The 12,661-nt window shown below is 68.4% G+C and carries 15 protein-coding genes; 8 read left to right on the top strand and 7 right to left on the bottom strand.

From position 1 onward, the window contains the following. Positions 1 to 63 precede the first annotated feature (63 nt). The 4 genes from ACZ9CK_RS08605 to ACZ9CK_RS08590 form a co-directional block, all read right to left on the bottom strand. Positions 64 to 693 (bottom strand): DUF305 domain-containing protein, encoded by a 630-nt coding sequence (locus ACZ9CK_RS08605; protein ID WP_476049752.1) that lies wholly within the window; start codon positions 691 to 693, stop codon positions 64 to 66. 82 nt (positions 694 to 775) lie between these two features. Then, positions 776 to 1,162, bottom strand: a complete 387-nt coding sequence (locus ACZ9CK_RS08600) for a hypothetical protein (RefSeq protein WP_476049751.1) — start codon at positions 1,160 to 1,162, stop codon at positions 776 to 778. A 127-nt stretch (positions 1,163 to 1,289) separates the two neighbouring features. Beyond that, positions 1,290 to 2,039, bottom strand: coding sequence for an SDR family oxidoreductase (locus ACZ9CK_RS08595; RefSeq protein WP_426297505.1), 750 nt, complete (start codon positions 2,037 to 2,039; stop codon positions 1,290 to 1,292). Between the two features lie 149 nt (positions 2,040 to 2,188). After that, complete coding sequence (locus tag ACZ9CK_RS08590) at positions 2,189 to 2,911, bottom strand: beta-ketoacyl-ACP reductase (RefSeq protein ID WP_426297503.1); 723 nt, start codon at positions 2,909 to 2,911, stop codon at positions 2,189 to 2,191. Between the two features lie 181 nt (positions 2,912 to 3,092). Here ACZ9CK_RS08590 and ACZ9CK_RS08585 point away from each other — a divergent pair, with 181 nt between their 5' ends. Genes ACZ9CK_RS08585 through ACZ9CK_RS08570 form a run of 4 tightly spaced genes read left to right on the top strand, consistent with a single transcriptional unit; the run spans position 3,093 to position 5,201 of the window. Then, positions 3,093 to 3,587 carry a DUF3099 domain-containing protein gene (locus ACZ9CK_RS08585; protein WP_426297501.1) on the top strand — a complete coding sequence of 165 codons (495 nt, stop codon included), beginning with the start codon at positions 3,093 to 3,095 and terminating at the stop codon, positions 3,585 to 3,587. After that, entirely contained in the window at positions 3,584 to 3,856 is a 273-nt protein-coding gene (locus ACZ9CK_RS08580) for a hypothetical protein (protein ID WP_426297499.1), read from the top strand. Before ACZ9CK_RS08585 ends, ACZ9CK_RS08580 begins: the two co-directional genes overlap by 4 nt. Beyond that, positions 3,857 to 4,720 (top strand): SURF1 family cytochrome oxidase biogenesis protein, encoded by an 864-nt coding sequence (locus ACZ9CK_RS08575; RefSeq protein WP_426297497.1) that lies wholly within the window; start codon positions 3,857 to 3,859, stop codon positions 4,718 to 4,720. Further along, on the top strand, positions 4,704 to 5,201 hold the full coding sequence (locus tag ACZ9CK_RS08570) for a YbaK/EbsC family protein (protein WP_426297495.1): 498 nt from the start codon (positions 4,704 to 4,706) through the stop codon (positions 5,199 to 5,201). Before ACZ9CK_RS08575 ends, ACZ9CK_RS08570 begins: the two co-directional genes overlap by 17 nt. A 65-nt stretch (positions 5,202 to 5,266) precedes the next feature. On the opposite strand, the gene ACZ9CK_RS08565 is transcribed toward ACZ9CK_RS08570, so the two are convergent. Continuing rightward, complete coding sequence (locus tag ACZ9CK_RS08565; RefSeq protein WP_476049749.1) at positions 5,267 to 6,865, bottom strand: ABC-F family ATP-binding cassette domain-containing protein; 1,599 nt, start codon at positions 6,863 to 6,865, stop codon at positions 5,267 to 5,269. 267 nt (positions 6,866 to 7,132) lie between these two features. On the opposite strand from ACZ9CK_RS08565, the gene ACZ9CK_RS08560 reads away from it, so the two are divergent. Genes ACZ9CK_RS08560 through ACZ9CK_RS08550 form a run of 3 tightly spaced genes read left to right on the top strand, consistent with a single transcriptional unit; the run spans position 7,133 to position 9,099 of the window. Next, complete coding sequence (locus ACZ9CK_RS08560) at positions 7,133 to 7,738, top strand: biotin transporter BioY (RefSeq protein ID WP_426297491.1); 606 nt, start codon at positions 7,133 to 7,135, stop codon at positions 7,736 to 7,738. Positions 7,739 to 7,765: 27 nt separating this feature from the next. After that, on the top strand, positions 7,766 to 8,479 hold the full coding sequence (locus ACZ9CK_RS08555; protein ID WP_426297489.1) for an energy-coupling factor ABC transporter ATP-binding protein: 714 nt from the start codon (positions 7,766 to 7,768) through the stop codon (positions 8,477 to 8,479). Beyond that, the gene (locus tag ACZ9CK_RS08550) at positions 8,476 to 9,099 is read left to right on the top strand and encodes an energy-coupling factor transporter transmembrane component T family protein (protein ID WP_426297487.1); all 624 of its coding nucleotides are present in this window, start codon (positions 8,476 to 8,478) and stop codon (positions 9,097 to 9,099) included. Before ACZ9CK_RS08555 ends, ACZ9CK_RS08550 begins: the two co-directional genes overlap by 4 nt. Here ACZ9CK_RS08550 and ACZ9CK_RS08545 read toward each other — a convergent pair. Continuing rightward, a complete protein-coding gene (locus tag ACZ9CK_RS08545; protein ID WP_426297485.1) occupies positions 9,096 to 10,319 on the bottom strand; it encodes a thiolase family protein in 1,224 nt (407 codons plus the stop codon). The two genes, ACZ9CK_RS08550 and ACZ9CK_RS08545, sit on opposite strands and share 4 nt — an antisense overlap. Next, positions 10,291 to 11,685, bottom strand: coding sequence for a class I adenylate-forming enzyme family protein (locus ACZ9CK_RS08540; RefSeq protein ID WP_426297483.1), 1,395 nt, complete (start codon positions 11,683 to 11,685; stop codon positions 10,291 to 10,293). The genes ACZ9CK_RS08545 and ACZ9CK_RS08540 overlap by 29 nt, the downstream gene beginning before the upstream one ends. Positions 11,686 to 11,746: 61 nt before the next feature. Between ACZ9CK_RS08540 and ypfJ the strand changes: the two genes are divergently transcribed. Then, entirely contained in the window at positions 11,747 to 12,655 is a 909-nt protein-coding gene (ypfJ, locus tag ACZ9CK_RS08535) for a KPN_02809 family neutral zinc metallopeptidase (protein WP_426297480.1), read from the top strand. Positions 12,656 to 12,661: the final 6 nt, after the last annotated feature.

The raw sequence follows: 12,661 nt of genomic DNA, 5'->3' as shown, positions 1-12,661 counted from the left end.
GATACGGCAAAGGCCGTGGCCCCGCAAGGCGGGACCACGGCCTTTGCGTTTCCGAAGGGCGGATCAGCCGAGGGTGGCGAGCAGTTCCTGCATCTCCTTGATCTCGGCCTGCTGCGCCGTGACAATCACGGTGGCCAGCTTCACAGCGGACGCATCCTTGCCATTCGCCGTTTGATCCTTGGCCATGCTGACGGCGCCTTCGTGGTGGGCGATCATCTGCGTGAGGAACACCCTGGCCGCTTCCTTGCCTTGGGCGGCATTCAGCGCGGCCAGTTCCTCTTCGCTGAGCATGCCTTCCATGGAATGGCCGGCGTGCCCGGCGGCCATTTCCACGGGTTCATTCCAGGCCTTGAGCCAAGCAGTCATAGTGGCGATCTCCGGGCCCTGGGCATCCTTGATCCGCTGCGCCAGGTCCATGACGGACTGCGGGAGGTCCTTCTTGCCCAGCATGCTTTCGCTCATGTCGAGGGCCTGCTGGTGGTGGACGATCATGGCCTGCGCAAAGCCGGCGTCCGCCTCATTGTGTGCAGCGGCGGACTGGCCCTGCTGGTGCGTTCCGGCGTCGTGCCCGCTCCCCGTGGGGGCGCCGCTTCCGGTGCCGCCTGCACAGGCGGTGAGCGTGAGTCCGGCGGCGAGCACCACCGCGGCGGCGGCGATGCGAGGTTTCGTGAAGGTGTTCCGGGAAAAGGTCATTGCAGTGTTCCTTGTCTGGCTGGTTGTGCCGGTGCGGGCTTGTGCTTGCGGCAGCCGCCACGGGCGGCCTGCCGAAGCCGCATCAGCACCGGCTGATGCACAACTCATGCAAGGAGTGGCTGCGGGAATCCAGGAGCACGCTGCCGGAGGCGTTCAACTGCATGACCGGCGGTACCGGCCGCAGCACGAACGGTGAGCCGCCCTGCGGCAGCAACGTCACGGTGCTCGTCATCGGATCGCAGGACGGATGCGCTTCGGAGACTTCGGGACACGGCGAGGAACAGCCACAGCCGTGCGCATCCGTGACGTGGGCGGACTTCATGGCGACGGAGTGCGCCGCCGTATCCACTGCGACGGCGCTGGACATGTGCCCTGCATGGTGTCCGTTGAGCACGTGCATGCCGAGGAATCCTGCGAGCACCGCGGCCACGGCAAGAAACAGTGCCAGCCTGGCTGCCATTGCCCGCATGCCTGCTCCTCCCCGGTTGATCCAACATGCACACAATACCCCCAGGGGGTATGAATCGCAATGAAAGAGGCTCCGGACGGCAGTTGCTGTCCGGAGCCTCCTTGCCCCTTTCGGAGAGGGCGAAACGCTAGGCGCTCTTGCCGAAGTAGTCGGCGCCTCCCACGTACTCGGTGTGGCCGCTTTCGACGTCGGCGGTCACCATCTTGGCCACCTCGGCCGCGAACTCTTCCACCGAGTACAGCTTGCCGGCTTCCGCACGGCGGGCCTCGATTGCACCCGGGTTGGAGCGGTCGAGGAGGGTCGCGGTGACGGTGCCCTCGATCATGTCGCCGGAGACGACCACGAGGGAGATGCCCTTGTCCTCAAGGCTCGGCAGCAGCTCGCGCAGAGCCAACTCACCGGCGCGCTTGCTGCGTGCCACCGGCTCGTATTCCGGCATGGTGGGGACGGTGTCGATGAAGTGGGCCTGGTGGCTGGTCACGAAGACCACACGGGAGCCTTCGCCCATGAGCGGGACGGCCGCGTTGAGCATGTTCAGCTGCGCGTCGCGGTTGAGCTTGAGGGCGTAGTCCTCCCCCATGCCTGACTCCATGCCGCCGGAGGCGTTCAGGACCAGGACGTCGAGGGAGCCGAACTCTTCCATCGCCGCGCTGGCCAGTGCGTGCACGCCCTCCACCGTGGTCAGGTCGGCGCCCACGGCCACGGCACGGCCGCCGGCCTCCTGGATTCCAGCCACGACCTTGTTGGCCCGGGGGGCCTTCTGGCGGTAGTTGACGACGACGGCGGCACCCTCGCCTGCGAGGATCTTGGCAACCTCGGCGCCAATGCCTCGCGACGATCCGGTGACGATTGCGGTCTTGTTATCGAGCAGTCCCATTCGAGCTCCTTTTGTTCATGACGTCCAAAATAGTGTGGGTCCGGTATCCATCATGCCAGCGCAGGGCCGTTTTCCTGTTGTGGGCTTTCCACAAAAGGGGCGGCGCGGAATCGGGGCAGGAGGACCGGCGGTGGATGCGCGGACTCGGCTTAGTGGCCCATGCCCAGGCCGCCGTCGACCGGGATGACTGCGCCGGAGATGTAGGCGGCTTCGTCGCTGGCGATCCAGCGCACCACGTTGGCGACCTCGGTGGCTTCGGCGAAACGGCCGGCGGGGATGCTTGCCAGGTAGCTCTTCTGGGTTTCCTCGGGAAGCTCGGCGGTCATATCGGTGTTGATGAAGCCCGGTGCCACCACGTTTGCGGTGATGCCGCGGCTGCCGAGTTCGCGGGTCAGGGAGCGGGCGATGCCCACCAGGCCGGCCTTGGAGGCGGAGTAGTTGATCTGGCCCGGTGCGCCGTACAGGCCGGAAACAGAGGAGATCAGGACCACGCGGCCCTTGCGCAGGCGGATCATGCCCTTGGAGGCCCGCTTGATCACGCGGAACGCTCCGGTGAGGTTGGTGTCGATCACGGAGGTGAAGTCGTCTTCGCTCATCCGCAGGAGCAGGGTGTCCCTGGTGATGCCGGCGTTGGCGACTAGCACCTCCACCGGGCCGTGGGCGGCTTCGACTTCCTTGAACGCAGCATCCAGCGACGCCTCGTCCGTCACGTCGGCGCGGACGCCGAGGATGCCTTCGGGCAGGGGGGATTCGCTGCGGTAGGTCACGGCCACCTTGTCTCCGTTGGCAAGGAACGCCTCGGCGATGGCCAGGCCGATTCCGCGGTTGCCACCGGTGATGAGTACGCTCCGGCCGTTTGCTGTTTCAGACATGCTCTGTGCTCCGTGATCCCGCGGCAGGAAGTTGCCGCACTGTGAAGAAGGATGTTTTCCCGGATCGATCTTAGCCGCGGGCCGGCGCCCGCGCGGAAAGGCATACCGGCCGGCCGCGGACGTGACGGCGCCGGCGCAGTTTGGGCGCCAAGTGCCGTGGTGAGAGAATTGGATAGAGCATTTGGAGCGTGGTGAACAAGCTGTGACAAGACATGACCGCCCCGTGGACCGGGAACCCGGGGACCCGGCGCCGGATTCCGCGTACCCGGAAGTCCACAGCATCACCGACGCCGCAGCCGCGCATTCGGAAGACATGCGCGAACGGATGATCAAGTACGCGGTGGCCATGGGCATCCGCATGGTGTGCATCATTCTCATTTTCGTGGTGGATGGCTGGTTCAAGCTCGTTGCGGTGGCGGGGGCGGTCTTCCTGCCGTGGATTGCGGTGGTCATCGCGAACGGCAGCGACAAGGCCGAGGTGCACAGCGACGCGTTGCTGGACTACGTTTCCGCGGCCGAACTGGAAGGCACGGACCGGGTGCAGGAATCAGGCAGAGCAGAGGAAGCGGAGACAGAGCAGCCGATGACCATCCTGGAAGGCGAAATCGTCGACGACAACGACAGGCCGGACCCCAACGCCACGCCCGAAGACGGCCGCGGGCAGGCGGCGTCGTGAGCCTGCTTTTCCCCGGCTCCGCGTCGGCTGGCCCTGAGGGTGCCCCGGCCATCTGTTCCCGCAAGGCCTGCCGTGCCGAAGCGAGCTGGCAGTTGCTCTGGAACAACCCGCGCATCCATACGCCTGAGCGGCGGAAGGTGTGGCTCTCCTGCTCCGAGCACCGCGGCTGGCTGGAGGACTACCTGCAGACCCGCGGGCTGTGGAAGGAAACCGTCCCCTTCATCCCGGAGGCGGCACCCTCGGCCCCGGCACAGGACGGAAACAGCTGAATGTACCGCTTCCTCTTCTCCAGCAAATGGCTGGGATATTTCGTCCTGGCGCTGATTTTCGCCGCCGGCTGCGTTCTCCTGGGGCGCTGGCAGATGGACCGCCGCGCCGAAACCCTGGCCGAGATCAACCGGGTGGTCAGCAACTACTCGGCCACCCCGATCCCGTTCAGCGAGGCGAAGGCCCAGTTCCAGTCCCTGGATCCGGAAAAGGAATGGACCCAGGTGGAGCTCCGCGGGAGCTACGACGTGGCGGGACAGCGCGTCGTGCGCAACCGTCCGCTCAACGGCCAGCCGGGGTACGAAGTGGTGGTCCCCTTCCGGCTGGACAGCGGCGAGGCCGTGGTGGTCGACCGTGGCTGGCTGCCGATCGGAAACAAAACGCCCGGCCGGCCGGACAGCATCCCTGCCCCGCCCTCCGGCGAGGTAACCGTCGTCGTACGCATGAAACCGGGTGAAGCGAAACTGGACCGGGGAGCCGTCGAAGGCCAGCTCGCGTCCATCGACCTGCCCGCCTTCGCCACCGAACTCCCCTATCCCGTGCTGACCGGCGCCTACGGCCAGCTGGCCGGCGAAACCCCGGCCCCGGCGTCGATGCCCGTCGCCTTCCCCAAGCCGGCCACGGACGAAGGCACGCACCTGTCCTACTCCCTGCAATGGTTCGCGTTCGGCGTGCTCATGTTCGTGGGCTTCGGCTATGCCGCCCGCCAGCAGGCCCGCAATGCCCGGATCGACGCCGAAGACGAGGACGACGACTTCGGCGCGGCCGCCCGGGTCAAGGGCGCCGGCTCGAAGCCTGCCCGCAAGTCGAAGCGCCGCACATCCGAAGAAGAGGAAGACGCGATTCTCGATGCCCAGGGCTACTGACGCACACTCCGCCGGATCCCCGGAGGCAGTAGCGAACGTCAGGAACGCGCTCCTGGCCGCCGGGCTGCCGGACACGATGCAGCTTTTCAGCACGGGCGTGCCCACCGCTGCCGCAGCGGCGGAACAGCTGGGCTGCGATGTGGCCGCGATTGCCAACAGCCTGGTCTTCGAGCACGACGGCGGCCCGCTCCTGATCCTCGCCAGCGGCGCGGCACGGGTGGACACTTCGCTGGTGGCAGCCCAACTGGGCAACGGAAAGGTCCGCCGCGCCAGCCCGGACTTCGTCCTTGAGCACACCGGCCAGGAGGTGGGTGGCGTGGCCCCGGTCGGGCATCCGGAACGGATCCGGACCATCCTGGACGAATCCCTCGGGCAGCATCCGCTGCTGTGGGCGGGCGGCGGCGACCACTGCTCGATGTTCTCGATCAGCTACGCGGACCTCACCCGGATCACCGGGGCGGAGCCGTTGCGGGTGCGCTAAACCAACTGGCACTTGTTGCCGTTTTGACTGCTCAAAACGGCAACAACTGCGAGCCAGTTGGGCGGCTAGGCCAGGGTGATCAGGTCCAGGTAGTCGGAGTTCCAGAGGTCCTCGACGCCGTCGGGCAGCAGCACCACGCGCTCCGGGTTCAGCGCCTCTACAGCGCCTTCGTCGTGGCTGACCAGCACGACGGCGCCCCTGTAGTTGCGCAGCGCGCCGAGGATTTCGGCGCGGCTGGCCGGGTCCAGGTTGTTGGTCGGTTCGTCCAGCAGCAGGACGTTCGCGCTGGAGGCCACGATGGTGGCCAGGGCCAGGCGCGTCTTTTCACCGCCGGAAAGCACGCCGGCCGGCTTGTCGACGTCGTCGCCGGAGAACAGGAACGAACCGAGGATGCCGCGGACTTCGGAGTCCTTCATGTCCGGGGCCGACGAGCGCATGTTCTCCAGGACGGTCCGCTCGTGGTCCAGGGTTTCGTGTTCCTGGGCGTAGTAGCCCACCTTCAGCCCGTGCCCCGGAATGATGTCCCCGGTATCGGGCTTGTCGACGCCGGCCAGCATCCGCAGCAGGGTGGTCTTGCCGGCACCGTTGAGGCCCAGGATGACCACCTTTGAGCCGCGGTCGATCGCGAGGTCCACGTCGGTGAAGATTTCGAGTGAACCGTAGGACTTGCTCAGGCCTTCGGCAGTGAGCGGAGTCTTGCCGCAGGGCGCGGGCTCCGGGAAGCGGAGGGCCGCCACGCGGTCCTGCTCGCGGACGGCCTCCAGCCCGCTGAGGAGCCGTTCGGCGCGCTTGGCCATGTTCTGCGCAGCGACGGCCTTGGTGGCCTTGGCGCGCATCTTGTTGGCCTGGTCGATCAGCACCTGGGCCTTCTTCTCGGCGTTGGCACGTTCGCGCTTGCGGGCGCGCTCGTCGGTTTCGCGCTGCTGCAGGTACCGCTTCCAGCCCATGTTGTAGTAGTCGATCTGGGCCCGGTTGGCGTCCAGGTGGTAGACCTTGTTCACCGTGGCTTCGAGGAGCTCCACGTCGTGGCTGATGACAATCAGTCCGCCCTGGTGGCCCTTCAGGAAGTCCCGCAGCCAGGAGATCGAGTCGGCGTCGAGGTGGTTGGTCGGTTCGTCCAGGAGCAGGGTCTCGGCGTCCGAGTACAGGATCCGGGCGAGCTCGACGCGGCGGCGCTGGCCGCCGGAGAGGGTCTTAAGCGGCTGGTTGAGGATGCGCTCCGGGAGCGCCAGGTTCGAGGAAATGGCAGCGGCTTCGGCTTCGGCCGCATAGCCGCCGCCGGCCAGGAACTCCGCCTCCAGGCGGTCGTAGCGGGCCATCGCCTTGCGCTGCACGGCGGCGTCCTCGCTGGACATTTCGGTTTGGGCCTTCTTCAGCTTCCCGACGACGATATCGAGGCCGCGGGCCGAAAGGATCCGGTCCCGGGCGAGCTGCTCCATGTCCGGGGTGCGGGGGTCCTGCGGCAGGTAGCCGATCTCGCCGCTGCGGGTCACCTTGCCTGCAGCGGGCAGCCCCTCACCGGCGAGGACCCGGGTGAGCGTCGTCTTGCCGGCACCGTTGCGGCCCACCAGCCCGATCTTGTCCCCCTTGTCCACCCTGAAGTTGACCTGGTCCATCAGCAGGCGGGCGCCGGCGCGGAGTTCGAGTTCCTGGACGGTGATCAATTCTTCGGATGCCTTTCAACGGGGACGCCACGGCACGTCGAAGTTGCCGGCGGCGGAGAAGACCGCGAACGCGGCCCGTCCAAGTCTACCGGCCCGGCCGGGCGCAGCCGTGCAGACGGAACCGGTCCACGCCCGGCCTTTTGTACACAGCCTGACAAAGGGGCCGCCTGCTGCTTGTCCGAAGCCTCCAAAAACGGCGGCGCCCCGCGCAACTACGCTCGAAACAGGGGAACCCGCCCGCACCAGGCCTTAACCGACAGGACCGCAATGAGCCAGAACACCGCCACCCGCCCGCAGGCGCGCAAGCAATGGAACGCCACCGATCTTGGGCTGGTCGCCGTCTTCGCCGCTCTCGTGGCCGCGGCCGCCTTCGTCCCCGGCGTCCCGATGGGCGTGCTCGGCGTGCCGATCACCATCCAGACCCTCGCCGTCATGCTCACCGGCCTGGTGCTGGGCGCCGGGCGCGGTTTCGCCGCCGTCGGGCTGTACGTCCTCCTGGGCCTTGCCGGACTGCCGATCTTCAGCGGCGGGCGCAGCGGCCTGGGCATCCTTGCAGGGCCCTCGGCCGGCTACATCATCGCCTTCCCGCTGGCCGCCGCCGCGGCGGGCTGGCTGGCCGCCGTCGTCGTCCGCCGCACCGTCAAGTACCGCGCCGTGTTCTTCTTCGCCGCCGCCATGGTGAGCAGCATCGTGCTGGTCCACGGGCTCGGCGTGCTGGGCATGATGGTCAACGGCAAGCTGGACTTCGGCAAGGCGTTCCTCGCCGACCTCGTCTACTATCCCGGCGATATCATCAAGAACGTCCTGGCCGCGGTCATCGCCGTCTCGCTGCACAAGGCATTCCCGGACCTGCTGGTCCGCCGCGTCAAGTAGCGCGCGTCGAAGCAACCCAAGGACAGCATGATTGAACTGAAGGACGTTTCAGTCCGCGTCATCGTTGATGGCCAGGATGCGCCGAAGACACTGCTCGACCGCGTGGACCTGGAACTCACCGAGCGCCGCATCGGCGTGATCGGCGCCAATGGCTCGGGCAAGTCCACCCTGCTGCGGCTGCTCAATGGCCTGGTGCTGCCCAGCCAGGGAAGCGTCCGCGTCAACGGTGCCGGCACGGAGGAGCAGGGGCGCAAGGTCCGCAGCCAGGTGGGCTTCGTCTTCACCGATCCGCTCTCCCAACTGGTGATGCCCACAGCGCGCGAGGACGTGGAGCTGTCCCTGCGCCGGAGCGTGAAGAACGCAGCCGAGCGCGGTGCCCGGGCAGAGTCGGTGCTGGGCCGCTTCGGCCTGCTGCACCTGGCGGACCAGAGCATCTACGAGCTCTCCGGCGGGGAGCGGCAGCTGCTTGCCCTCGCCGCCGTGCTGGCCGTCGACCCGGCGGTGCTCGTCCTGGATGAGCCTTCCACGCTGCTGGACCTGCGCAACAAGGAGCTGCTCCGCCGCACCGTCGCAGGCCTGCCACAGCAGGTCATCATGTCCACGCACGACCTCGGGCTGGCCCTCGACATGGACCGCGTCCTGGTGGTGGACAACGCAATGATCGTGTTCGACGGCGGCCCGGCTGCCGCCGTCGAACATTACCGGGCGCTGTGCGCGGCGTCGTTCGAGGACGCCCCGTGAGGGGCCACGGCTTCCTCCTCGCCAACCACGTGCCGGGGAACTCGCTGCTCCACCGGACGCCGTTGTGGGCGAAGTTCCTGCTGGTGGCGGGGTGCGGGGGCGCGTCCTTCCTGATCGTCGACTGGCTGGTCTCCGCCGGGGTGTTCGCGGCGATGTGCGGGCTGTTCCTGCTCAGCGGCGCCGGAGTGCGGCGCTTGCTCCGCGCTCTGTGGCTGATGGCCCCCGTGCTGCTGCTCATCGGCCTGTTCCAGTGGTGGCAGCTCGGCGGCCCGACGGCGGCGCGGATCGTCCTGAACGTGCTGGTGTGCGTTGTGGCGGCGTCGGTGCTGACCGCCACCACACCCGTCCAGGAGCTGCTCGACGGCGTCGCCGGCCTGGCCCGGCCCTTCCGCCGTTTCGGGGCCGACCCGGAACGCTTCGCCCTGACCATCGCCGTGATGCTGCGCAGCATCCCGTTCATCGCGGGGACCTTCGCCGATGTGCGGGACGCCGCGCGGGCCCGGGGCCTGGAACGCAACCCGCGGGCCCTGGTGCTGCCGGTGTTCATCTCCACCGTGGCCTACGCCCGGCAGACCGGCGACGCCCTGGCCGCCCGGGGACTTGGCGACGCCGAAGACTAGAACCGCATGTACCGGAAGAGCGCCGCTGTTCCCATGCCGCCGGCGATGCTGATCATGGCCAGGGCCAGAGGATCGCGGCCCGGGTTCTCTTGTGCCGCCAGCCGCGCCTGCGCCAGCAGCCGGGTGACGAGGACCGCGCCCGAGGCGCCGTAGCCGTGGCCCAGGGCGAGGGCGCCGCCGTCGAGGTTGGCCCGTTCCGGATCGATCCCCAGAGCGTCGAGGCAGGCGATCGCCTGGGCGGCGAATGCTTCGTTGAATTCCACGAGATCCACCTCCGCGGCCTTCATCCCGTCCCGTTCGAGCAGCCGCGCCGCCGCGGCGGCCGCTCCGACGCCCAGGAGTTCCGGATCGACGCCGGCGGTGTCGCTGCCGAGTACGAGCAGTGCGCCCGGGACGCCGAGTTCGCGGGCCCGGCGCAGCGAGGTGATGACGACGGCGCAGGCGGCGTCGGCGTCGAAGCAGGAATTACCGGCGGTGACGGTTCCTTCCGGAACGAAAGCGGGTGGGAAGCGCCTCAGCACCGCAGCGCCAAGCGCGCGGCGGGGACCGTCGTCGGACGCCACCGTTGTCCCGGCCACGGCCACGGGCAGGATCTCACCGTCGAAGCGCCCGGCCTCCCGCGCCGCAATCGCGCGCTGGTGGCTGCGCAGGGCGAAACCGTCCTGTCGTTCCCGGCTGATCCCGTGCTTGCGGGCCACGTTCTCCGCCGCGACGCCCATGTCCGGGTCCCCGAACTGCGGGGGCACGAAGCGCGCCCGGGTGTAGAACTCGGGGGCCTCCTCCGGGGTCCGGCCCGGGTAGGCGCGCAGCGGGGCGGTGCTGATGCTCTCCACCCCGCCTGCGAGGTAGATGCCGTCCCCGCCGGCGGCGAGCAGGCGGGATGCCAGCGCGATCGCGTCCAGCCCCGAGCCGCACTGCCGGTCCACCACCATGCCCGGCACGCTGACGGGCAGGCCTGCCAGCAAGGCGGCATGGCGGGCCAGGTTTCCACCACCGCCCACGGCGTTGCCGATCAGCACATCGCATACCTGTTCCCCTGCGATACCGGTGGTGTCCAGCAGCGAACGCAGCACGGGGGCCAGGAGTTCTTCGGCGCGCAGGGACTTCAGCTGCCCGCCGGCGCGGCAGACCGGGGTGCGGAGGGCTGCGATGATGACCGGCTGCAGCGAGGGATCGGCCGGCACGCCGGGCTCAGCCAAGGGGGCGTGCCCGGGGGTCATTGTCCGCGATCCATTCCAGGAGCACCCGGCGGCTGACCTTGCCGCGGTCCGTCACGGGAAGTTCGCTGAGCAGGTAGTACTGCAGGGGACGCTTCTCGCGGGCCAGCAGCCCATCCAGTCCGGTGCGGATCTGGGTGGCAGTGACAGCCCCGAAAGCCGGCAGGATCCCGGCGACCACGCGCTGGCCACGGAGTTCGTCCGGCATGCCTGCCGCGACCGCGGCGGAGACGCCGGGCACCGCTGCCAGTGCCAGTTCCACCTCATGCGGATAGACGTTCCGTCCGGCGGACAGGATCATGTCCGAACGGCGGCCCAGGATGTGCAGCACCCCGTGCTCGAGGTAGCCCTGGTCCCCCACGGTGTACCAGTCGCCGAAGGAGCGCAGCGCATGCCCGTCGTCGCCCCAGAGATACCCGTTGGACACCATGCCGCTGCGTACGCAGATGTTGCCGTGCCCGCCCGCCGCCATTTCCGCGCCGGCGTCGTCCCGGATGGAGAGTTCGACGCCGGGGAAGGGTCCGCCGATTCCAGTACCTCCGGCGTCGAGCGGCTCCCCCGCGGCCAGGCAGGTGCCGGAGACGAAGCTGAGTTCGGAGGCGCCGTAGTACTCGTAGATTGCGGCGTTCGGGGCCCAGCGGCGGGCCGCCTCAAGCGTGCGGGCGTCGAGCTTCGAGCCGGCGCAGATGATGCTGCGGATCCCGGAGGCGTCCACGCAGCCGGCCAGGCCGCGTTCACTGAGCAGCCGCAGAACGGTGGGGGTAAGGACCAGGCGGGTGACGCCGTCGTGCGTAATCGCCGCGTGCGCATCGCCCACGTCGAAGGTCTCCAGGGTGTGGAAAGCTGCCCCGGCGTAGAGACATTCGGACAATGCGTACAAGTTCAGGCTCGCGGCCAGGGGGCCAGGAGCGAGGGTGACGTCGTCCTGATGCAGGCCGAAGAACTCGACGGAGGCGTCGAAGGAGAGCTGCCAGGACCGTCGCGAGCGGGTGAAAGCCTTGGGCACAGAGGTGGTGCCGGAGGTCAGGCCCACCAGGAAGTCCGAGTCCGGCGGTCCGTCAAGCAGCTCGGCGCCGTCCGACATCCCGCCGCCGGGGCCAATCCGCCGGGACACTTCTTCGATCAGCGGCGCCGGCCAGAGCGGGTCCAGCACGGCGCAGCACCGCAGGCCCGCGACGGCGGCGGCAAAGGACACTACGAACTGCAGTGAGTTGCTTTCCGCCAGCACCGTGGTGGCAGGGGTTTCGCCCAGACGCAGCGTCGCATCGTCGCGCAACTGCGCCCAGGTCAGCCGCTTCCCGCCCACAGCGACGGCAGTATCGTCTGGACGGTCATCGGCCCAGAGCTGAAGCTTGTTCAGGAAAGGCACCAGTGTATTTTAGCTTCCGCGACCCCTTGCCCGCCCTCCGTGACGTCCTATGGTTGGGACTATGAGTTTCAATGACGGAGCGGAGCTGGATCCCAGCCAGGTACAGGACCGCCGCGGGGGCGGCGCGGGTCGCGGAGTAAAGATCGGCGGCGGCATCGGCGGCGGCATTGTCGCCCTGATCCTGGTGCTGCTGGGGGTCAATCCACAGATCCTCGAAGGCATCACCGGAAGCGGCCAGCCACCCGCGATCGGCCCCGGCACCACGCAATCCTCCGGGGGGACCCAGGAGTGCCGTACCGGTGCGGACGCCGACAAGCGCCTGGATTGCCGCATCCTCGGCACGGTCAACAGCCTCAACAGCTTCTGGCCGGCGTACCTCGCCGACTACCAGGTGAAGTACCCGCGTCCGCAGGCGGTGATCTTCAGCCAGGCCACCTCCACCGCTTGCGGCACGGCCACCAGCGAAGTCGGCCCCTTCTACTGCCCGGCGGACCGCACTGCCTACTTCGATCCGGGCTTCTTCCAGGAGCTTGTGGACCGCTTCGGTTCCTCGGGTGGTCCGCTTGCCCAGGAGTATGTGGTGGCCCACGAATTCGGGCACCACGTCCAGAACCTGCTCGGCAACCTGGACCGGGCGCAGGAGGACCCGCAGGGGCCGCAGTCCGGCGCGGTCCGTGTGGAACTGCAGGCCGATTGCTACGCCGGGCTGTGGGCACGCCACGCGAGCACGGCGAAGGATCCGGACACCGGCCAGCCCTTCCTCGATCCGCTCACAAAGCAGGACCTGGCCGATGCACTATCCGCCGCCTCCGCCGTCGGCGATGACCGCATCCAGGAAGCCGCCACGGGCAGGGTCTCCCCCGAGGCCTGGACCCATGGCTCAAGTGCCCAGCGGCAAAAGTGGTTCGGCCAGGGCTACAACACCGGCGACATCACCAAGTGCGACACCTTCGCGGTCGCCCGGCCTTAGGCTGCG

The sequence above is a fragment of the Arthrobacter sp. TE26545 genome (assembly GCF_056279005.1).
Note: the sequence above shows the minus strand (reverse complement) of the source record. Positions and strands in the feature narration are given on the sequence as shown.